The 20903-nt window shown below is 43.5% G+C and carries 21 protein-coding genes and 7 tRNA genes (1 of these 28 only partly in view); 23 read left to right on the top strand and 5 right to left on the bottom strand.

What is annotated here, in order from left to right; genetic code table 11:
• The 7 genes from FD04_RS08200 to FD04_RS08170 all read left to right on the top strand — a co-directional run.
• A tRNA-Phe gene (locus tag FD04_RS08200) sits at window positions 1-54 on the top strand (it extends 27 nt beyond the left edge of the window).
• 19 nt (window positions 55-73) lie between these two features.
• Window positions 74-144 (top strand) — tRNA-Gly (locus FD04_RS08195).
• A gap of 4 nt (window positions 145-148) precedes the next feature.
• Window positions 149-222: transfer RNA gene (locus tag FD04_RS08190), tRNA-Ile, on the top strand.
• Between the two features lie 2 nt (window positions 223-224).
• Window positions 225-312, top strand: a tRNA-Ser gene (locus FD04_RS08185).
• A 33-nt stretch (window positions 313-345) separates the two neighbouring features.
• Window positions 346-417, top strand: a tRNA-Glu gene (locus tag FD04_RS08180).
• A 19-nt stretch (window positions 418-436) separates the two neighbouring features.
• A tRNA-Met gene (locus tag FD04_RS08175) sits at window positions 437-510 on the top strand.
• Window positions 511-516: 6 nt separating this feature from the next.
• Window positions 517-590: transfer RNA gene (locus FD04_RS08170), tRNA-Asp, on the top strand.
• A 96-nt stretch (window positions 591-686) separates the two neighbouring features.
• On the opposite strand, the gene FD04_RS08165 is transcribed toward FD04_RS08170, so the two are convergent.
• Together FD04_RS08165 and FD04_RS08160 are read right to left on the bottom strand one after the other, a co-directional pair.
• Window positions 687-1916 (bottom strand): DUF2075 domain-containing protein, encoded by a 1230-nt coding sequence (locus FD04_RS08165; protein WP_056948192.1) that lies wholly within the window; start codon window positions 1914-1916, stop codon window positions 687-689.
• A 69-nt stretch (window positions 1917-1985) separates the two neighbouring features.
• The gene (locus FD04_RS08160) at window positions 1986-2495 is read right to left on the bottom strand and encodes a hypothetical protein (RefSeq protein WP_054701262.1); all 510 of its coding nucleotides are present in this window, start codon (window positions 2493-2495) and stop codon (window positions 1986-1988) included.
• Between the two features lie 84 nt (window positions 2496-2579).
• Here FD04_RS08160 and FD04_RS08155 point away from each other — a divergent pair, with 84 nt between their 5' ends.
• The 5 genes from FD04_RS08155 to pepF all read left to right on the top strand — a co-directional run bounded on the left by FD04_RS08155 (window position 2580) and on the right by pepF (window position 7722).
• A complete protein-coding gene (locus FD04_RS08155) occupies window positions 2580-3326 on the top strand; it encodes an MBL fold metallo-hydrolase (protein ID WP_054701259.1) in 747 nt (248 codons plus the stop codon).
• 114 nt (window positions 3327-3440) lie between these two features.
• Complete coding sequence (spx, locus tag FD04_RS08150; RefSeq protein WP_056948190.1) at window positions 3441-3845, top strand: transcriptional regulator Spx; 405 nt, start codon at window positions 3441-3443, stop codon at window positions 3843-3845.
• Window positions 3846-4016: 171 nt separating this feature from the next.
• On the top strand, window positions 4017-4721 hold the full coding sequence (locus tag FD04_RS08145; protein WP_056948188.1) for an adaptor protein MecA: 705 nt from the start codon (window positions 4017-4019) through the stop codon (window positions 4719-4721).
• A gap of 81 nt (window positions 4722-4802) precedes the next feature.
• Complete coding sequence (locus FD04_RS08140) at window positions 4803-5840, top strand: competence protein CoiA (RefSeq protein ID WP_054701256.1); 1038 nt, start codon at window positions 4803-4805, stop codon at window positions 5838-5840.
• A 67-nt stretch (window positions 5841-5907) separates the two neighbouring features.
• Window positions 5908-7722, top strand: coding sequence for an oligoendopeptidase F (pepF, locus tag FD04_RS08135; RefSeq protein ID WP_056948186.1), 1815 nt, complete (start codon window positions 5908-5910; stop codon window positions 7720-7722).
• 97 nt (window positions 7723-7819) lie between these two features.
• Here the strand turns inward: pepF and FD04_RS08130 are convergent, their stop codons facing one another.
• Complete coding sequence (locus FD04_RS08130; protein WP_156660420.1) at window positions 7820-8452, bottom strand: DsbA family protein; 633 nt, start codon at window positions 8450-8452, stop codon at window positions 7820-7822.
• A gap of 212 nt (window positions 8453-8664) precedes the next feature.
• On the opposite strand from FD04_RS08130, the gene yjbM reads away from it, so the two are divergent.
• The 3 genes from yjbM to FD04_RS08115 are packed head-to-tail and all read left to right on the top strand — an operon-like array spanning window position 8665 to window position 11022.
• On the top strand, window positions 8665-9321 hold the full coding sequence (gene yjbM / locus FD04_RS08125) for a GTP diphosphokinase (RefSeq protein ID WP_056948182.1): 657 nt from the start codon (window positions 8665-8667) through the stop codon (window positions 9319-9321).
• Window positions 9321-10124, top strand: coding sequence for an NAD kinase (locus FD04_RS08120; RefSeq protein ID WP_054701250.1), 804 nt, complete (start codon window positions 9321-9323; stop codon window positions 10122-10124). The genes yjbM and FD04_RS08120 overlap by 1 nt, the downstream gene beginning before the upstream one ends.
• Entirely contained in the window at window positions 10120-11022 is a 903-nt protein-coding gene (locus FD04_RS08115) for an RluA family pseudouridine synthase (protein ID WP_420806522.1), read from the top strand. Before FD04_RS08120 ends, FD04_RS08115 begins: the two co-directional genes overlap by 5 nt.
• Window positions 11023-11151: 129 nt before the next feature.
• Here the strand turns inward: FD04_RS08115 and FD04_RS08110 are convergent, their stop codons facing one another.
• Window positions 11152-11763, bottom strand: a complete 612-nt coding sequence (locus tag FD04_RS08110) for a copper homeostasis protein CutC (protein WP_054701247.1) — start codon at window positions 11761-11763, stop codon at window positions 11152-11154.
• 284 nt (window positions 11764-12047) lie between these two features.
• On the opposite strand from FD04_RS08110, the gene FD04_RS08105 reads away from it, so the two are divergent.
• Together FD04_RS08105 and FD04_RS08100 are read left to right on the top strand one after the other, a co-directional pair.
• A complete protein-coding gene (locus tag FD04_RS08105) occupies window positions 12048-12563 on the top strand; it encodes a tRNA (cytidine(34)-2'-O)-methyltransferase (RefSeq protein WP_056948179.1) in 516 nt (171 codons plus the stop codon).
• Between the two features lie 25 nt (window positions 12564-12588).
• A complete protein-coding gene (locus tag FD04_RS08100; RefSeq protein WP_056948178.1) occupies window positions 12589-14928 on the top strand; it encodes a DNA translocase FtsK in 2340 nt (779 codons plus the stop codon).
• A gap of 83 nt (window positions 14929-15011) precedes the next feature.
• Here FD04_RS08100 and FD04_RS12345 read toward each other — a convergent pair whose 3' ends face one another.
• A complete protein-coding gene (locus tag FD04_RS12345) occupies window positions 15012-15134 on the bottom strand; it encodes a DUF4044 domain-containing protein (RefSeq protein WP_082603172.1) in 123 nt (40 codons plus the stop codon).
• Between the two features lie 176 nt (window positions 15135-15310).
• On the opposite strand from FD04_RS12345, the gene FD04_RS08095 reads away from it, so the two are divergent.
• The 6 genes from FD04_RS08095 to mraY all read left to right on the top strand — a co-directional run bounded on the left by FD04_RS08095 (window position 15311) and on the right by mraY (window position 20864).
• Window positions 15311-15664 carry a DUF3397 family protein gene (locus FD04_RS08095; protein ID WP_082603171.1) on the top strand — a complete coding sequence of 118 codons (354 nt, stop codon included), beginning with the start codon at window positions 15311-15313 and terminating at the stop codon, window positions 15662-15664.
• 259 nt (window positions 15665-15923) lie between these two features.
• Complete coding sequence (gene mraZ / locus FD04_RS08090; RefSeq protein WP_054701244.1) at window positions 15924-16355, top strand: division/cell wall cluster transcriptional repressor MraZ; 432 nt, start codon at window positions 15924-15926, stop codon at window positions 16353-16355.
• A 16-nt stretch (window positions 16356-16371) separates the two neighbouring features.
• Window positions 16372-17313, top strand: a complete 942-nt coding sequence (rsmH, locus tag FD04_RS08085; RefSeq protein ID WP_056948173.1) for a 16S rRNA (cytosine(1402)-N(4))-methyltransferase RsmH — start codon at window positions 16372-16374, stop codon at window positions 17311-17313.
• Between the two features lie 38 nt (window positions 17314-17351).
• Window positions 17352-17732, top strand: coding sequence for a cell division protein FtsL (gene ftsL / locus FD04_RS08080; protein ID WP_056948172.1), 381 nt, complete (start codon window positions 17352-17354; stop codon window positions 17730-17732).
• The gene (locus tag FD04_RS08075; RefSeq protein WP_056948171.1) at window positions 17729-19876 is read left to right on the top strand and encodes a penicillin-binding transpeptidase domain-containing protein; all 2148 of its coding nucleotides are present in this window, start codon (window positions 17729-17731) and stop codon (window positions 19874-19876) included. Before ftsL ends, FD04_RS08075 begins: the two co-directional genes overlap by 4 nt.
• A 31-nt stretch (window positions 19877-19907) precedes the next feature.
• On the top strand, window positions 19908-20864 hold the full coding sequence (gene mraY / locus FD04_RS08070; protein WP_056948170.1) for a phospho-N-acetylmuramoyl-pentapeptide-transferase: 957 nt from the start codon (window positions 19908-19910) through the stop codon (window positions 20862-20864).
• Window positions 20865-20903: the final 39 nt, after the last annotated feature.

Here is a 20903-nt window from a genome sequence, read left to right as displayed (position 1 = left end):
TAGAGCAACGGATTGAAGCTCCGTGTGTCGGCGGTTCGATTCCGTCCCGCGCCATTCTTAAATTAAGTTCCATGCGGGTATAGTTTAGTGGTAAAACCACAGCCTTCCAAGCTGTTGTCGCGAGTTCGATTCTCGTTACCCGCTTTTTGGGCCTATAGCTCAGCTGGTTAGAGCGCACGCCTGATAAGCGTGAGGTCGATGGTTCGAGTCCATTTAGGCCCATTGGAGAAATACTCAAGTGGCTGAAGAGGCGCCCCTGCTAAGGGTGTAGGTCGCGTAAGCGGCGCGAGAGTTCGAATCTCTCTTTCTCCGTAGCGTTATTAATTTAAGTATCGCATTTAGTATGACCCGTTGGTCAAGTGGTTAAGACACCGCCCTTTCACGGCGGTAACATGGGTTCGAATCCCGTACGGGTCATTTTTTAATATTATATTATCGCGGGGTGGAGCAGTCTGGTAGCTCGTCGGGCTCATAACCCGAAGGTCGTTGGTTCAAATCCAGCCCCCGCAATTGAGTGGTCCGTTGGTCTAGCTGGTTAGGACGCCTGCCTGTCACGCAGGAGATCACGAGTTCGAGTCTCGTACGGACCGTCCGTTGGTTAATAATCGTTGATTATTAACTTTTTTTATTACCCAAAATAAAAACAGTGGTAAGGCATCTCAAATTAGACTGCCTTACCACTGTTTTTATGATTGAGTTTTAGCGTTTAAATAGGCTCTGTATAGTTGATCTCGGAGGTTTTGGTCGTGAGCAAAGATATAAAGTCCTTTTACACCACGTTTCATCAAGACGTTAATCGCATTCATGACAAGATCAGTTGTGGCTTGCTCGATTAAGCGAGGGTCAGTCATATCGTGACGCCGTTTAAAAGCTTCTGGATCCGTAATGAGACTGGCATCAACCTCTAAATGAATATGGTCACCAGCAAGTTTAACCGGTGGTCCAATAATCAGGCCGACATAATTCAAATCAAAACCCTGACACGTGTAAATTGAGCCGACTTCATTAATTGTTTCTGGTTTTTCTGCCCATGGTGTCGTTGTGTAATTGTATTGATCCCATGGCAGTTTGAACTGACCTTCTCGGACATAATGTTGACCACCGTCTAGTACCGATGGATAACCAGTCGTTGCCACAACTCGAGATAAGCCGGCTTGGTTATTTCTACTGACGATTGCCTGTCGCATTTGTTCAGCGTCGTCAAAAATTTGAAAGTCATAATTGTGATCAAAAAAATTGGGTTTAATTGGTGATAAAATACGTTTTTGGGTAAAATCATTGATCCAGTTAAGAACCGAGGAACTGGCTTGCATTCGAAATTGTTCATCTAAAGATAACCATTTTTGGGTGAAAGGACGCAGAAGCTGTTGAAGTTGCGCTTTTGACCAGTACGTTTTAAACCGGAGGACTTGATGTTCATCAAAAACGATAATTAAAACGTGTGCAACTTTTAAAAGGGATAGCAATTGATTATGGCCATAGAAATTGTTGTAATGGTCTGGTTGTGATAATAGCAGGTGTGCCTCATCAATGACGCCAACGTCAAATTTTGCCTGTGCTTTTGAAAGCTGATTGATCAAAGTGGTGGGGCGCTGAAAGTCTTTTTTTCGCAGTTCTGTATTTTGACCTGCAATTTCGCGATAGACCTTTAGCAACTCAGGGTGATTTACTAAAAAGTAGTTGGTGGTGTTAAATAGTTTGGAATCCGACTGTGTCCGTTCATGTTGAATGATTCGAAATAATTGACTCAATACCACACTTTTGCCAGTTCCGGCGTCACCTGATATTACGAGAACTGCAGGTTGGGTGTCGTGTAAGTGAAGCTTGATAAAGTGAATGGCTTCGTCTACTAATTGTTGTTGTTGGGACGAAAGGGATTTTTCGGGTGACAATATTTCTGTCGCTTGATTTTGCAATGTTGGCTCCTTACTGATGAATTAAAGACGCTCTTCCTGCAATAGCATCATTGCTGAAGAGCGTCATGTCTATTTAGATTGTTGGGTTTCTTCAATAAAGTGATAACTTGCTTCGTGATAATTGTTTTGAGTAGATTTGAAGTACTCAAAAGGTTTGAAGCTTGGGCTTCGTTTCCAAAGCGCGTAATCAGCACTGGTATCCCAAGTTGATAGTATAATGTTATTAGAACGATTCTTTTCATCTTTCATAAAGTAGATGGAACGCATCCCATCAGGCATCGCTTCAGTCGTAACAAAGTGATTGGCTTTCGAATTAAAAACCTTTTGGTCATCGGCTGACAAGTTATCAAGAAAAATAAAATTAACAAATCCTTGCCAGCTGGTTGTTCCACGGTGAAGTTTGATGTCATAATGTACAGGCGAGCTAAAAACTGAAGGTTGTCCAGATACATCCAGCAACGCTAATTGCTGGCCCGCAGTGGAAGTATCTAATAAAAGCATTGAACGTTCTGGGTAACGGTGTTGTAACTCGCTGAGGACCTGTTGACTGCCAAATGTGAGACTAAGCTGCGTAATCATAAGTCATTCCTCCTTACATGTCACCACTATTATACCGTTCATAAGAAGAAATTAACAATATCTGAACTGAAAGGGTGTTTGAATTTGAAATTAACGACGATTGGTTATTACGGTGGGTATCCGGCCAAGGGAGTTGGTACCAGTAGCTATTTAATTGAATCAGATGGGTTTCATCTTTTAATGGATTGCGGCAGTGGCGCACTATTAAGCCTTGAGCAAGTGCTTGATCCACTTAAGTTGGATGCTGTGATTTTGTCACATTATCATCACGATCACATTGCTGACGTTGGGGTCTTGCAATATTATTGGCAGTTGCATGAAGCGCGACCAGGCCAGCAAGTTTTGCCAATTTATGGCCCAACTGCCGACCCGCTTATGTTTGGCAGTTTGACTTGGCCACATGCCAGCCAAGCCGTGGGCTACATGGCAAGTGATCAATTAACAGTCGGTCCTTTCACAATTTCATTTTTGCCAATGAAACACCCAGTGCCTGCTTTTGGAATGAAAATTGTCGAAACCGCCACAGGTGAAACCTTGGTGTTTACTGCTGACTCAGCGTATATTCCTGAATTAGTTCAGTTTGCCACTAACGCTGATTTATTGATTACAGACACTAACTTTTTTGATGATAAACAGGGCACCAAGTGGCACATGACCGCTGGTGAATCTGGCCGGTTAGCACAAACGGCAAAAGTGGGTCAGTTAATGCTGAGTCATTTGCCACAAACTGGCGACTTAAACCAACTTTTGCGTCAGGCTCAAGCAGCTGCTGGGACTCAGATACCCGTTATGTTGCCTAAGCTCAGACAGGCAATCGCCGTTAAATTGTGACGGAAAGTCAAGAAGTTCGTGACCTTTCAATGAATCTGCGCTCAAACTTGATTGGGTTCGTTATACTAAAGCTAGTTAATAACACTCAAATTTATAAGTTTGGAGGCTATTCATATGACGGTCACATTATATACTTCACCCAGTTGCACGTCCTGTCGAAAGGCTAAAAAATGGCTGGCACAGCACGAGGTTGACTTCGTTGAGCAAAATATTTTTGTGCAAGCGCCGAGTGCCAAACAACTTAAGTGGATTCTACAACTAACTGAAAATGGCACTGATGATATCATTTCTAAGCGCTCTAAGGACTATCAAAAGCTAACAATGGACCTTGATAATCTACCTGTGAGTCAGTTGATTGATCTGATTACTGCCCATCCCGGATTGTTGAGGCGACCCATTATTTTTGATAATAAGCGTTTACAAGTGGGTTTTAATGAAGATGAAATTAGGCGATTTTTACCGCGTCATATTCGCACGTTGGAGTTAGAAAAGGCCAAACGAGCGGCAAATATCTTATAAATTGCATGCAACATTTACTAAAAAATGTCAAAAGTTGAACTAAGGCCGGTTTTACGATAAGATATCTAATAAAATCTGAGAAAATTTAAGCCAGATACTTTACAAACCTGTAAAATTCTTTAGTATTAACAGTAGGTAAATCTTGGTGCGGGCAGAAAGAGGTGTTGGGTCATGGAAATGGAAAGAATTAACGAAAACACAATTCGCGTTTTAATCGGTAATGATGATTTAACCCAACGGGGGATAACCGTCCTTGATCTGCTTGGTAACCACAAGCAAATTGAAAACTTTTTCTATAGTATCTTAGAGGAAGTTGACGTCGATCATCAATTTCAAGAAACGGATGCCGTGACTTTTCAGGTCTTACCGAATCGAAACGGACTTGAGCTGTTTATCAGTAAAGGTGGATCGGATGATGATCCACTTGATGAGAACGAGACTGATGAGGGTCCTGATGTTGAGATGGTTAACGAAGATGAAGTGCCCGATTTCTTAAAACAACAGTTAATGCAGACGGATGATGGTCAAAATTCTGACGAGGCCGATACGCAGCCGACAGAACAGACCATGTCTAAGGCTTCACCACTGCACACAACGGTGTTGAAACTTCATGATTTTGAGGATATGATTTCAATTGCGCAAGCATTGAAACTATCCGAAGTGGCCTCAAACCTGTTTTATTATCAAAACGATTATTATTTGGAACTGATTTTTAGAGTTAATGAAGCATCACCAGAAAGCATCAAAGATGAGCTGGCTGTTGCTTATGAATATGCGCAAAGAACGAAGATTACCGCCGATGTTCTTGATGAACACGGAAAAAAGCTCATGGCGCAAAGTGCGCTTGAGTTAACCCGCCGTTACTTTAATGCATGATGAATCATTTAAGCCACTGAGAAGCAATTCTCAGTGGCTTTTTTGCGTAGTTTGGTATTAGATCAGGAAAGGGGAAGTTCGATGTTAGTTGCCCATTCAACTCAAAAGCGTCAAGTCGTTGCCAAAAAGGCAAACCGACAGGCCCGTTATTATTGCCCCGGCTGTGGCAGTTCGGTCATTTTAAAACGTGGCACCAAAATGATCGCCCATTTTGCCCACCGGACCAAAACCAAATGCCAAGTATTTTCGGAAGCCGAGAGTCAAACACATCTGATGGGCAAATGGCAATTAGCCACCTACCTTGGCACCCACCGGGTCAAATTAGAACCGTATATTGCCAGCATTCAACAGCGACCAGATTTAATGTTATATCGCGATTCGAGCATCCTTGCCATTGAGTATCAATGTGCCACAATTTCTGTGGCTCGTTTACAATCACGGACGGCTGGGTATCGTCGCGTCGATATACCCGTTGTGTGGGTGTTAGGACCAAACTATCAGCACATCGATACCATCACCCAGGCGCAAGCATGGTTACGATATTCGTCTAAGTGGGGGTGGCACTTATTATTTTGGCATGGCCCAACCCAACAACTTGAAATTAGACACCACATTGTTTTTACGGTCCAGGCACGACTGCATTATCAAACGACGCTTGAAAATCGACCGCAGACTGCCTCACAGCCATCTCAGGAGGGGTTGGTCAAGCAGTTCCAAAAGCAAATTCAAATGGGTTTGTATTACCGCACAAATAAATGGACCAAATTACAAACCTTTTGTTATCAACACCGTGGTCTTTTACAGACGATACCCACGAGTTGTTTTTCATTTACGTTTAAAGCACCTTTGATTTGTGAACCACCAGTCTTGTGGGCGGGACTCATGTTAATCCTGTTATTGGAGCAACCGGTTGGAACCGTGATTTCAAAGTCTCAACTAAGTGTGTGGTGTGATTTAGTGATGACTCAATTGACGGCCACCCAGTTAGTTCAGTGTGAACCTAGCTGGGTCACAACTTGCTGGCAACAGGTGATGAGTGATTGGCAAGAATGGCTGATTGGTCATCAGTATGTGTTAGCCATCGGAGATGATCAGTTGCAAATACTTGCCCAGCGATGACGACCATGTGGTAAGCTAACAACGTGACATTTATTTGAATAACATTAAGTAAAGGGAAGTGTTGTCATTGGCAGATGTAAAACAATTACCAACGCGTGCCGAAGTTGACCCCGATTTGACTTGGGATTTAACCCCCATTTTTGAAAATCAGGCTGCTTTTGATCAGTTGTTTGAGCAGGTTTCAGCACAGATTGCTGCTTTGAGCCAACAGCAAGGTCGTCTGAAGGCAGGACCAAAGGAACTCGTCAGTGTGATTGAGGCGATTTTAACGGTGATTCGGCCCGCAGAAAAACTCTATGTATATGCCTCTTTAAAGCATGATCAAGATACTTCTGATGCTGCCAATCAGGCGTTGAGTGGCCGGACACAGCACTTACTGACACAACTTGAAAGTCAGATTGCTTGGTTTGATCCGGAATTATTAGCAGTTGATGCTGATGAGCTTAATCGTTGGTTAGTCACTGAACCCAAATTAAAACCGTATGTTCACTATATCCACACCATTACGGATGCCCGTGAACACGTCTTGAGCCCAGCAGCAGAGGAATTACTTGCTAAGGCCGGCGATGCATTAGGTGCATCAAGTAATACCTTCAGTGTTTTAAACGATGCTGATTTGGAATTTCCAATCGTTGAAGACGATGATGGGCAAACGGTTCAATTATCACAAGGTGTTTATGATCAGTTGATTCAATCTACCAAGCCTGAAGTCCGAAAAATGGCGTTTAAACAACTTTACTCAGTCTACCATCAGTTCAGACACACGTTGGCTGCAACGCTTTCTGGTAACGTTAAAACGCATAATTTTAGTGCTAACGTTCACCATTATCAAGATGCGCGTCAAGCCGCCATGAGCAGTAATCACATTGACGAATCGGTGTTTGATAGTTTAGTGACCAGTGTCCATGAGCACTTACCATTACTTCACCGATACGTGGGTATACGCCGCCAAATCTTAAATTTACCAGAATTGCATATGTATGATTTGTACACACCGATTGCTGGTGTGCCGGAATTATCTTATACGTTTGAAGAAGCTAAAGAAGAGGCACTTAAGGCACTAGCTGTGTTGGGTCCGGATTATATCAGCCACGTTAAGGAAGCTTTTGATTCACACTGGATCGATGTGGTTGAAAATAAAGGTAAGCGATCAGGCGCCTATTCGTCAGGTATGTATGATACGGCCCCGTATATTTTGTTGAACTGGCAAGATAACTTAGAGAGTCTGTTCACGCTTGTGCATGAAATGGGACACAGTATGCACAGCTACTATACGACGCACAACCAGCCTTATCAATATGGTGATTACGCAATCTTCGTCGCTGAAATTGCTTCGACAACTAACGAAACGCTGCTGACGGATTATCTGTTAAAAAAGTACCCGGACAAGGCGACCCAAGCTTACATCTTAAACCATTATCTGGATGGCTTTAAGGGGACTGTTTATCGGCAAACGCAATTTGCTGAATTCGAGCACTTTATTCACCAACAGGACGCAGCCGGTCAGCCATTGACGGCAGATTTTCTAAGTGAGTATTACTTAAAGCTAAATCAAACTTATTATGGCGATGATGTGATTTCTGATCCTGAAATCGCTGATGAATGGTCACGAATCCCACATTTCTACTACAATTATTACGTTTATCAATATGCAACGGGGTTTGCAGCCGCTAATACACTTGCGTCACGAATTTTAAGTGGTGATGAAGCCAAACGCAATGACTATCTCAATTACTTGAAGTCAGGTAGTTCTGACTACCCTATTGAAGTGATGAAGCGGGCTGGTGTTGATATGACTCAAGTGGCCTACCTCGATCAAGCATTTGCAGCCTTCGAGAAACGGCTGGATCAATTTAGCACACTGGTCAATGAGAACCACTAGCGTCATTGAAGCTAAAAAATACCATGACTTAAATCAAAAAAAGCAACCTGAAATCAGGTTGCTTTTTTGCTACAAATTTTAAAAACTGCGACATCTGCTACAAAACGTGTAAATTGGGAAAGTCCTTTTGGTGAGCTAAGGCGCGTTTGGCGAGCAAACCATTGTTTTCACAAATCTCGTACAGACTTTGATACGTCACGTCATTAAGCATGAGACCACAGTCTGATACGTCAGCGTTGTATAAAATTGCCGTGGAAGGATCGACGACTTTCATCTCAGAAGCTAAGCGTTGATCGGCCTTAAAAGCACGTTTCGCTAATTCCGATTGACGATCTTCCAAAAACATCGGCATATCCAAGTGAACTTGCTGTGCGACTTCAAGGACTAATTCTTCAGAGTAAGGACGTCCATCGTCAACGAGTTGGGCTTGTAAATTCAATAAGAATAAACGTCCCTTTTTCTTTCCCTGAAAAAGGGCAGCCTTATAGTCTAGAATAATGCGGTAATGTAAGTTAAATTGTTGGTTGCGTAAGTCGAGATTATGGCAGTCTTGATTCGTCACTTTTAAGTGCTGATCAATGATTTGCGGATTAAGTAGCGGAATAAATTGATAGGAAATATCGCCGAAGATAGAATCGGCGAGACGTAAAATACACTTTTCCGACTTCATACAGCGACTGCCTAATGGGTTTATAAATAGATATACTTCTAGCAAAGTAATTTCCTCCATTATTTAGTCGTTACTGAGTAAACGACCATCAGTTCAAAAATAATCATATAGCATTTTGAGGGAATTGCAAGGATTTTGAGTTGTACACAGTCCTTGGCAGTCTCGAATTGATTTAACAGCGGTGTGCTTGATTCAAGGCTAGTGGCAATGCTAAAATAATACCTGTTTGTAAAACAATCAACAAACAACCGAAACCATTAGAGGTGAATAGCTTGATTGAAAACTGGGATCATTTTTTACTGCCTTATAATCAGGCAGTTGATGAATTAAAAGTGAAATTACGGGGGATGCGCAAGCAATTTCAAAATCACAATCAGCGTCCACCAATCGAATTTGTGACGGGTAGGGTCAAGCCCGTTGATAGTATTAAAGAAAAAATGACTCGGCGACACGTCTCTGAGGAGCGCTTGGAGCAAGATATGCAAGATATCGCAGGTCTACGAATCATGTGTCAGTTCGTGGAAGATATTTACCAAGTCGTTGATCTACTCCGGAAACGGTCAGACCTGACGATTCTAGAAGAACGAGACTACATTCATAATGAAAAGCCAAGCGGTTATCGATCATATCATATCGTCATCGAATATCCAGTCCAAATGGTGACTGGAGAGAAAAAGATTTTGGCCGAGGTTCAGGTGCGAACGCTAGCAATGAACTTCTGGGCAACCATCGAACATTCGTTGAATTACAAATACCAAGGTGATTTTCCTGAAGAACTAAGTGCCCGGCTTCAGCGAGCCGCAGAAGCCGCCTTCAAGCTTGATACTGAAATGTCTGAGATTCGAGAAGAAATCCAAGAAGCACAGCACCTATTTTCCTATGGCAAACGTCCAGAGCAATCTGAACATAAAAAGAGGGACGATGAGTAATGAAAGTTGGTATTTTTAGTAATTCTGGACAGGCTTCCACGCAGGTTTCCAACGCGTTGCGGTCTAAAATTAAGGCAGTTGGCCTGAAATTGGATGATGACAGACCTGATATTGTCATTACTGTTGGTGGTGATGGTACTTTATTGTCTGCCTTTCATCATTATGAATCTCAACTGGATAGTGTTCGCTTTGTCGGCATTCATACGGGTCACTTGGGTTTTTATACCGATTGGCGCGACTATGAAGTTGACCAACTGGTAGATAGTTTGGTACATGATAACGGTCAAAGTGTTAGCTATCCACTATTGGATATCCAAATTGACTATACTAACGGTGTCCATGAGCAGTTGCTGGCGTTGAATGAATCAACCATCAAAAAGGTGACTGGCACCATGCTTGCCAATGTCTACATTAAAGACCAATTATTCGAACTATTTCGTGGTGACGGTCTCTGTGTCTCCACGCCAACTGGTTCAACCGCATACAACAAGTCGACCGGTGGTGCTGTCATCAGCTCAGAGTTAGATGTGGTTCAAGTTTCTGAGATTGCGTCAATCAATAATCGCGTCTTTCGAACACTTGGCTCACCAATCATTATTTCGCCAAACGAGTCGGTTCGGGTTGAACCAGTTCACTCCAAAGAAAATTTGATGACGTGTGATCAAAAGGTGATCGGCAACCGGGCGATTCGATCAATGTCATTTAAAATTGCTACGCAGCGTATCGCCTTTGCCCAGTATCGACACACGCAGTTTTGGAAGCGAGTGTCTGAGTCCTTTATTGGGGTGAAGCCGCTTGATTAATTTTTCCTGGCAGTATCAAGGCTTCGAGCCAATATACGTGCGAACGTTCATGCGACAACAGGGGATCAGTCGAACGCTACTGAAGCAAATTAAATTTAATGGTGGCGATATCAAAGTCGGCGGTGAGTCAGTTCGCGTGACGTATAAAATGGTAACCGGACAATGGCTCGAGGTGACATTACCACCCGAAGTTGGCAGTGACTCGATTGTCGCGTCACCAACGCCGCTGGAGATCCTATATGAAGATGCGCATTTTCTGGTCGTCAATAAACCCGCAAAAGTGGCCTCTGTGCCTTCCCACTTGTATCCCGATGATACGATGGTCAACCGAGTGAAGGGGTACCTTGAACGCACCAACGCTGCTAGTCAAGTGACTCACATTGTGACTCGATTGGATCGAGAAACTAGCGGTGCCGTTATTTTTGCTAAGCACCACTTTGCTCATACAGTGTTAGATACGCAGTTGAAACAGCACGCTTTGCGTAAGACTTACCTGTGCGTGGCAACTGGTCAATTTAGACAGCGTCATGAGCTGATTGATCAACCAATTGGTCGGCAACCCGGTTCGTTTATTAAACGAACGGTCGCTAAAACGGGCAAGACTGCTCAAACTGAATATTGGGTGGTTAAACAAATGGCAGCTTGCAGTTTATTGCGGGTGCGCCTGCATACTGGGCGAACTCATCAAATTCGCGTGCACTTAGCAAGCATTGGTCATCCATTAGTGGGCGATTTCTTATACGGTCAGCAATCGAATCCATGGATCGACCGCCAGGCCCTGCACTGTGCTTCGGTAAGCTTTTTTAATCCGTTTGAACAACGGCAGGTGACCTGTTATGCACCATTACCTGATGATTTAGCTAACTTGATCATCAACGAATCTCAACTCAACGCATAATAAAATGAGCATTAGGTATGACTCTACGTAAGAGTTGTACCTGACGCTCATTTTTTATCTCTAAGTTGAATCGACTGGTTATCGTTGCCAGTCAGCATCAAAACGTTATCGTTGTGTTGTGCTGTTCAGTTAGGCTGGCAATAAAAAATAACCGAGTTTGAGCTGATCAGCAACCGAGGCAAGTTGTTCTGCAGTCTTCGCCAATGCAATGAGTTGCAGGCCGTTTTCTTGGCATAAATTGTTCAGCTGCGATAACCGTGGTAAGTCGTTTGCTGCTAGCTTGGCAGTTAACACTTTTTCGACGCCGTTTGCGGCTAACCAACTCACCGCATTTGCGAGCTGGTCGTCAGACACGTCATCGATGGCGGTACCAAACGTGATACTTAAACCACCAGCCGCTGCAATTAAATTATTAAGGCCTTCACGATCTAGGTCGCCAGCGTCGGTGGTGGCACCAAACGTCACGCCATCAGCACCAAGTTGTTGGGCTTCCAAAACATCAGCTTCCATGATCTTTAATTCAGGGTCAGTATAATGACTTACACCACCACGAGGACGAACTAAGACGTTAATTGACGCATCGTGATCATGAGCGTAGAGGGTTGCTTCAGCAATGGTGCCCTTACTAGGGGTGGTGCCACCTTCGGCCAAATTATCTGCGAGCGTAACCCCAGTTGCCGGCTTGAGTGTTACCTGTGATAATTGATTGTAAGTTGTGATAAGTGGTTCAGTGATTTTCAAAATTGAAAACTCCTTTCAAGTCCGCAGATTCACATGATATCATGTTATTATACCAATAATTCGAAAAGCGTGTCGATTTGACGTGTTGTGAAATTTGCTTGCATTATCCGGTGATTCGCGTTATATTATCTGTTGAGAAATCGTTCGGGAGCGGATGTCGAGAAATCGTCAGCCACTGTCGAATTTGCACTTCATTAACGCAGTTCCTCGCCGTGTTGACACCGAGGGGTTGCGTTTTTTTATGCGGTGTCTTTTATAACATTTAAGTTGTAAGGAGAATTAAAATGTCAAATCATATTGTATTATTCGAACCATTGATGCCAGCTAATACTGGCAATATCGCTAGAACCTGTGCAGGCACCGATACGATTTTGGACCTCATTGAACCACTAGGCTTCTCAGTTGATGACGCCCATTTGAAGCGTGCTGGTTTAGATTATTGGGACAAAGTGGATATTCGGTATCATAAAAACCTGCAAGCCTTTATGGCCACAGTACCGGACCTTGATCGGTTGTTTTTGGTTTCAAAATTTGCCGAGTTTGCGTATACACAGCGCGATTATTCAACTGCTGATCAAGGCGATTTTTACTTTATGTTTGGTAAGGAGACCACTGGCCTGCCAGAGCCTTTTATGCGCCAACACGAAAAACAGGCCATCCGGATTCCACAAGATGACACCCATATCCGGGCGTTGAACCTCTCTAATTCAGCCGCCATTGTCATCTATGAAGTTTTACGACAACAAGCCTTTCCAGGTCTTGAATTGACGCATCAGTACGAAAACGATAAATTAAAGTAAACACATTGTGAGGGGAGGAACTATTTTGGCACAGAAGTCAAAAACCACCCGCAAAAGAACCAAAACAACTAGACGACGCAAAAAGCCGCAAACAACCAAATCCTATACAGCCAACATTGTTGGCTTAGTGATCTTGGTACTTAGCTTGCTCGCATTTTTTCATGCAGGGTTTATTGGACACTTGGTTACCAATGTCATTCGTCTGTTGGTCGGGGATACATACGCATTAGTTGCACTGGTCGGGTTGGCAATTGGACTGGCGTTATTAATAACCGGCCAGCTACCAAAGTTGGCAAAACGCTGGGTATTGAGTGCAAGTCTGATATATATGGGTGTACTTTTGTGGTTACACGTTGCGCTTTTTTTAGATCAAAATCAGCATACTGGTTTTTTAGCCTATACTTGGCAACTTCTGAGTTCGGATTTTGCAACGAGTAGTGTCAGTACACCAATTGGTGGTGGCACGATTGGGGCAGTTTTGCTCAGTATTACCTATTTTTTAGTTGGCTTTATTGGTGCTCAGTTCATCGCTGTTTTACTGGTTTTCGTTGGTTTAATGGTGGCCTTTAACGTTAGTGGTGAGCAAGTATTAAAGGTGATTCAAAGCGTTGGTAAAGGGTTGGGCAAGCTGTTTTTGTCAACTGGTCGAACGATCAAGCAATTATGGCAAAAATTGGTTGCCAAACACCAACAACGACCTCAGCGTCAAAAGCCGAAGCAAACTGCTCCGGCGCCAAAGCAATCGGTAACGGAACCAGATAAGGAGTTACCAACACCGGTTTCGCAACGACCATCACACCAAGAAGTTGATGATCAACCACAGCCTAACCCGACTGATATTCCAATTAGTGTGGCAACTAATCGACCACATCAAACTGAACAACCAACGTCAACGCCAAGTGAGGAAGAAGACACACCGATGATGATCCAAACAGTCGGTGATGATCCAAACTACCAGTTGCCTACATCCGAATTACTGACACCGATTCCGCAAAAGGATCAGCAAGATGACTACGATACGATTGAAAAAAACACTAAAATTTTGAAAAAAACGTTGGATAGTTTTGGTGTCGATGCTGAAATCAAACACGTGAACCTCGGACCGTCCGTTACGGAATACGAACTTCACCCGGCAATCGGTGTGAAAGTGTCTCGCATCGTTAATTTAGCTGATGATTTGGCGCTAGCACTGGCCGCTAAGGATATCCGAATTGAAGCGCCAATTCCTGGTAAATCGTTAATTGGGATTGAAGTTCCAAACCAAGAAATTTCCACGGTGGCTTTCCGAGATGTCAGTGAGGCTGTCACTCATGGACCAGCTCACTTGCTGGAGGTGCCATTGGGTCGAGATGTCACTGGCCAAGTGATTACGATGGATCTTGCTAAAATGCCGCATTTGCTGATTGCCGGTTCCACTGGTAGTGGTAAGTCAGTTGCAATCAATGGCATTATTACCAGTATTTTGATGAATGCCAAGCCGAGCCAGGTTAAGTTGATGCTGATAGATCCTAAAAAGGTCGAATTAAGTGTCTATAATGGCATTCCACATTTGCTTACACCGGTGGTTTCTGAACCTAAAAAAGCGGCCCGGGCGTTGCATAAGGTTGTTCATGAAATGGAACAACGTTACGACTTATTTGCAAAAGTTGGTCAACGTAAAATTTCTGGTTATAATCAGTTTGTTCAAACTCAAAATCAGGAAACGGACAAGCCGTTACCAACGTTGCCTTACATTGTTGTGATTGTGGATGAATTAGCTGACTTGATGATGACCGTCTCCAATGAAGTTGAAGATGCCATTATCCGCTTGGCTCAAATGGGTCGAGCAGCCGGTATCCACATGATTTTAGCGACGCAGCGGCCCTCAGTGGATGTCATTACTGGGTTGATTAAGGCGAATGTGCCATCAAGAATTGCGTTTGCCGTTTCAAGTGGTGTGGATTCACGCACGATTTTAGACGCTAATGGTGCTGAAAAGCTCCTCGGTCGTGGGGACATGCTTTATATGCCAATTGACCAAAATTCACCGACTCGAGTTCAAGGTGCGTTCATTCCTGATCAAGATGTTGAACGGGTCACTGATTTTATTCGAAATCAGCAAACCGCTGAGTACGATGAACAAATGATGGTGACTGACGAAGAAGTTGCCACTGATGAGTCACAATCAGAAGACGAGTTATTCGATGATGCACTTAATTTTGTTGTGGATCAACAAAAGGCAAGCACATCACTTCTGCAACGGCACTTCAGAATTGGCTACAACCGAGCTGCTCGGTTAATTGACGATCTAGAACAGGGTGGTTTTATCGGCCCGCAAGAGGGTAGTAAGCCACGGCAGGTTTTTAAAGCCAAGCCAACAGAGTAATTTGTATAGACAAAATAAGCGCACGTACCAGTAAAATCGGTACGTGCGCTTATTAGGTTCAACGTCAATGATTGATCAATGGGTTAGTTAAACATCCCAAGTGAACTGACGGCACCGGCAACCAATGATCCAAGGGTTGCAATAATCATGATCCAAACTAGAACCATAGTGATTTTTTCAAAAGTTGACTTTTTCTTTTTTTGCATGTCTTCGCACCACTTTTCAAAATGTTTACTTCGAATAGTTTAACGTGGACGGTAGCGAATTGCAATCGAGTTTCTAAATTTTCTTGCTTTTGACAAGTCGTTTGCGGTAAAATTTCTCAGGAGTTTGAGGTGACGGTTTGATTTTTGTCACAACTCATTTGATTAAAGGGGCGTAAGTGTTGATCCAATTGATAAGCCAAATCTTAATAATCTTGTTGGCGTTAGTCTTATTGAGTGCCATCAGACGAATGATTCCAAAGGAACGCCGACACCATTTGCAGGCGGTTGATGTGATGCCCATACTTTGTCTCTGGTTTATGTGGCAGCTCTCACGTAACTGGCCGGACCCGTGGTTCGCCAGTCTGATTTGTTTATGGATGTTGGCTTCAATTGGCGTCACTCTCTGGTGGGGGCTCTCCAACGGCGAATTGCTGTGGAACCGATTTTTGCTATTTTACTGGCGCTTGAGCACCATTATACTGGTAGTGATGTACGTGGTGACGATTGTGAGCTGGTTGGTTAGAGGTTAACCCAATCAGTGACCGATAAAAACGTCATTTTTGGGTTTAGTCCCCACCGCCCATTTATCTCAAATCACTTGATTGATTCGAAACTAAAAACTGAATTTGGCGTGGTTTTTAATCGCGCTATCCCAACCTTTCCCCGTTCAAACTTTTGTTTGGACGTTTTTTTTTAAATTTATGCAACAAAAGCTTGGGGAGTTGTGGTAGAAAGTGGGGGCGTGTGGTAAACTTTAGGTAAATTAGCTGAAATGAGGAGGCGAACCGGATGTTCATGGGAGAATTTGAGCATTCGATCGACACCAAGGGGCGGCTAATTATTCCAGCCAAGTTTCGTGAACAGCTTGGAGAAACGTTCGTCGTGACTCGGGGAATGGATGGCTGCCTGTTTGGCTACCCAATGACCCAATGGGAAGTGATGCAACAACGCTTAAGCACCTTACCGCTGAATAAGCGGGATGCTCGGGCATTTGTTCGTTTCTTTTATTCAGCTGCTACAGAGTGTTCACTTGACAAACAGGGGCGGGTTAATCTGCCCCAACCGTTGATCGCTCATGCGGAACTTGATAAACAGTGTGTGATCGTCGGCGTATCTGACCGATTTGAAATTTGGAGTCAGGCGCGTTGGCAATCCTTTGCGCAAAAAGCTGAGGAGAACTTTGACGACATTGCTGAAAACTTGATTGACTTTGATTTGTAAGGTAGAGGAGTAGACTATGACAGCGTTTCATCATACAACAGTTTTATTAAACGAGGCCGTTAAAGCACTTAATGTGCAATCTGATGGCACTTACGTTGACTGCACGTTAGGTGGCGGTGGTCATACGTCTAAAATCTTGACGGAATTAGCAAACGGTCATTTATATGCATTTGATCAAGATCAAACAGCTATTGCTTATAATCAGGAGCGACTTGCCACTCAAATTGAAGCTGGCCAATTGACGCTACTTCACAACAACTTTCGCGAATTAAAGTCAGCGTTGCAGGACCAAAACGTTTCAAGCGTTGACGGTATCTTGTATGACTTGGGCGTTTCATCACCCCAGTTTGATGATGCTTCTCGTGGGTTTAGTTACCGATATGATGCACCACTGGATATGCGGATGGATCAGTCCAAGTCACTCACGGCACAAACGGTTGTGAACGAGTGGTCTTATCAAGAGCTGGTACGAATCTTCTACCGGTACGGTGAAGAAAAGTTCGCCAAACAAATTGCTCGGCGAATTGAAGCGGTTCGACAGACACAACCAATTGAAACAACTGGTCAACTGGTTGATGTCATCAAGGCCGCTATTCCAGCTGCCGCTAGACGACATGGTGGTCACCCCGCCAAAAAAGTTTTTCAGGCAATTCGAATTGCCGTTAATGATGAACTTTCAGCATTAGAGGATTCGTTGGAACAAGCGCTGACACTTTTAAATCCTGGGGGAAGGATTTGCGTGATTACGTTCCAATCTTTGGAGGATCGGTTAGTCAAAACGATGTTTAAAGAACAAAGTAGCCTGCCAGATTTACCGGCTGGGTTACCAGTTGTGCCAGATGAATTACAGCCTGATTTTAAACTGATTACCAGAAAACCCATTTTACCGAATGAGGAAGAGTTGGTTGATAATCATCGGGCACACAGCGCAAAACTTCGTGTGATTGAACGGAAGTAAGTATAGTAAAATATTAAGGGATAGGATGATGATGACGTATGGCTCAAAATAGTTTAGCAACGCAACTTCAACCTGAATCGGCGCCGGAGCAACGGACAGTACCACTACATAAACAGGCAACACAAACTGTCAGTGTTTCTAAGCGATTGTCGCTTTCTAAATTTGAAAAATGTTTATTGTCGGTTGGGGGAATGATCGTGCTCGGTTTGATGCTGGCAGTTGTGAGCGCTAGCAATAGCGTCAGTACGGCTCAGCAACGCTTGCAAGACGTGAATACTAAAATCACGAGTTTCGAAAATCGTAACACAAGTGACCGACAAACAATCAGTGAGTTGTTGAATCGTTCACGGTTAGAAAAAATTGCAAAACAAAATGGCATGACGCTTTCGAACAGTAAAATAAGGAATGTGAATAAATGAAACAATCACCTAAACGAACGGTGACTAGTCAACAAGCACAACGTAATCAACGGGTCTTTGGTCGGATACTGTTGTTGATCTTTACGATTGGGCTTGTACTATTCATTGGTCGTTTTTCTTATATCGCGATTGGCAAAAATGTGCATAGTGTCAATTTGAGTGCACAGGCCAAAAAACTTTATACGGCAACCCAGACCATTAAAGCGCAGCGTGGGACGATTTACGACGCTTCTAATCAACCAATTGCTGAGGATACCAGCACTTATTCGCTATACGCAGTGTTAGATAAAACCCAAAAGAGTCTGGCGGGTAAGCCATTATATGTTCGAGATAAGGAAAAAACGGCCACCGTTTTAGCCAAGTATTTACCAATTAGTCGTAAAAAGGTACTGGCCTATTTGAATCCTAGTACAAAAAACGCCTTCCAAGTGGAATTCGGCTATGCTGGGACTAATATTTCATTAACAACCAAGAAAAAAATTGAGGCTGCTCATTTAACTGGCCTTAACTTCGTACAACAGCAGGCCCGGTTGTATCCTAACGGCGTGTTTGCATCACACTTGATTGGTAACGTCACTGCTACGTCAAAAGGACAACTGGTTGGTACAATGGGTATCGAAGGTGCTTTTAACGATTTGTTAAAAGGGACCAATGGTTTCAAAAAAATCAGTCAGGATAATAATGGTTACCAAATTCCATCGACCAAGCAAAAGGCCAAGAAAGTTAAAAACGGTGATAACGTTTATACGACCATCGATAATCGGCTTCAAACATTGCTTGAAACCCAAATGACGAGTTTATATGGTAAGACGCACGCAAAATCGATCAATGCAGTTTTAATGAATGCCAAAACGGGTGCAATTGTGGCTGCTACTCAAAGGCCCACCTTTAACCCACAGACGGGTAAGGGCCTTAATTCAGTCTGGCGTAATACATTGTTACAAGATGCTTACGAACCCGGTTCAACGATGAAGGTCTTTACGATGGCCGCCTCAATTGATAGTGGCAATTATAACGGCAACGCCACTTATCAATCAGGACGTTACGAGGTTGGCGGTCGAATCGTGCCCGATTGGAATACCAGTGGTTGGGGGACGATTACTTACAACAAAGGGTTTGCCCTTTCAAGTAACGTTGCCATGGCCCACTTGGAACAACAAATGGGTGCCAAAACTTGGCGTCAATATATTAAGAAATTTAAATTTTTACAATCAACTCATTTCGGTTTACCAGGTGAACAAAGTGGCAGTATGGCCTTTAGCCATACGATTGAACAGGCTGACACGGCGTTTGGTCAAGGGATTCAAGTCACTGCCATGCAGATGATGCAGGCTTTATCTGCCATTGGTAATAATGGTAAAATGTTAAAGCCGTATCTGATTCGTAAAGTTGTTGATCCAAACACTGGGAAAACAATTGAATCAAACAGCAAAAAAGTGATTGGCCAACCGGTTTCGGCTAAAACAGCTAAGCTTGTTCGTCAACACATGGAAGACGTGGTGTATAAGAAGTACGGTATCGGGTCGGATTATAAAATCAAGGGTGTCCGAATTGCGGCCAAGACTGGGACTGCTCAAGTCAGCAATGGTAAGTCGGGCTATATGAGTGGCGATGATAGTTATTTGTACTCAGTTGCTGCCATGGCGCCCGCTAAGAACCCTAAGTACATCATGTACATCACAATGAAACAACCAACGCTACCTGGTACGCAAACGGCAACCCAGTTACTTGCAGATGTCTTTAAACCAGTGATGAAACGCGCCTTAGCTGAAGATAGTTCAACTACGACGACCGGTGAATCAACCAAGATGTTATCCTACGTTAATCGGTCGGTTTCAAGTGCCAAAAATGATTTAACGAACAAGGGATACCGAGTCACGACGATTGGTTCCGGTAATCGGGTACTGAAACAGTCACCACTTTCTGGTCAAGTTGTCATGAAAAATCAACGGGTCTTCTTAATTTCAAGTGGAACGCCACGGATGCCGAATTTAATTGGGTGGTCTTCAAGTGATGTGTTACGTTTGAGCCAATTACTTGGCTTTAAAGTTAAGACAAACGGTAACGGGTATGTGACTAAACAAAGCATTGCCGCTGGCAAGCAGGTTAGCGAAACGGATACATTATCGATCAATTTAAAGTAACGCCATTTTAAGGGCAAAAGAGGAGAAAGTCATGAGTTCAGTTTTATCGTTTGCAGTGAGTTGTTTAATAACGGTGTTATGTATGCCGGCGTTGATTCGCTATTTTCGGGCGAAACACGAAGGCCAAATGATTCGAGAGGAAGGACCGTCATGGCACGAAAAGAAGTCTGGTACGCCAACAATGGGTGGCTTAATGTTTATCATCGCCATTATCATTGCGACTTTGGTGGCTGGGTTGGCGTTTGGTCAATTGACACCCGTAACGATGATTCTGTTGTTCATTTTGATTTTGTACGGTCTACTAGGGATGTGGGACGACTCAATCAAGCTGTTCCGACGTCAAAATGAGGGTTTAAAGGCTTGGCAAAAGTTATTGGGTCAAATTGTTGGTGGTGCAGTCTTTTTTGCTGTATATCTTCACGAGGGTTTACCATTAATCCTTAAAATCCCTGGTCTGGCACCGATTAACCTTGGTTTTGGGTATTTCTTATTTATCTTATTTTGGCTTGTCGGTTTTTCAAACGCCGTCAATTTAACTGATGGTTTGGATGGATTAGTCGCCGGGTTAGGTTCGATTTCTTACGTTGCATACGGTATCATTGCACTTCATCAACACCAGTTTGACGTGGCCGTTTTCTGTTTTGCGGTGGTTGGTGGCCTACTTGCGTTTCTGGTTTATAACCATAAACCAGCCAAAATCTTCATGGGTGACATGGGCTCACTTGCCTTAGGCGGCGCGTTGGCTGCAGTTTCAATCCTTTTGCACCATGAAGTATCACTATTGTGGATCGGTTTAATCTACGTGATTGAGACGGCCAGTGTGATTTTGCAAGTCTTGTCGTTTAAGTTAACGGGCAAGCGGATCTTTTTAATGTCACCTATCCATCATCATTTTGAAATGAAGGGTTGGAGTGAATGGCGCATCGACCTCACGTTTTGGGGTGTGGGTGCCATTACGGCTTTAACCGGCATTTGGACCATGTGGTAAATATAAGTTAAACAATAATATAAATAGGCGGGCGACAAA

It is taken from the genome of Secundilactobacillus odoratitofui DSM 19909 = JCM 15043 (assembly GCF_001434895.1).
GTDB lineage: Bacteria > Bacillota > Bacilli > Lactobacillales > Lactobacillaceae > Secundilactobacillus > Secundilactobacillus odoratitofui.
This window is presented reverse-complemented; position numbering and strand designations above follow the sequence as displayed.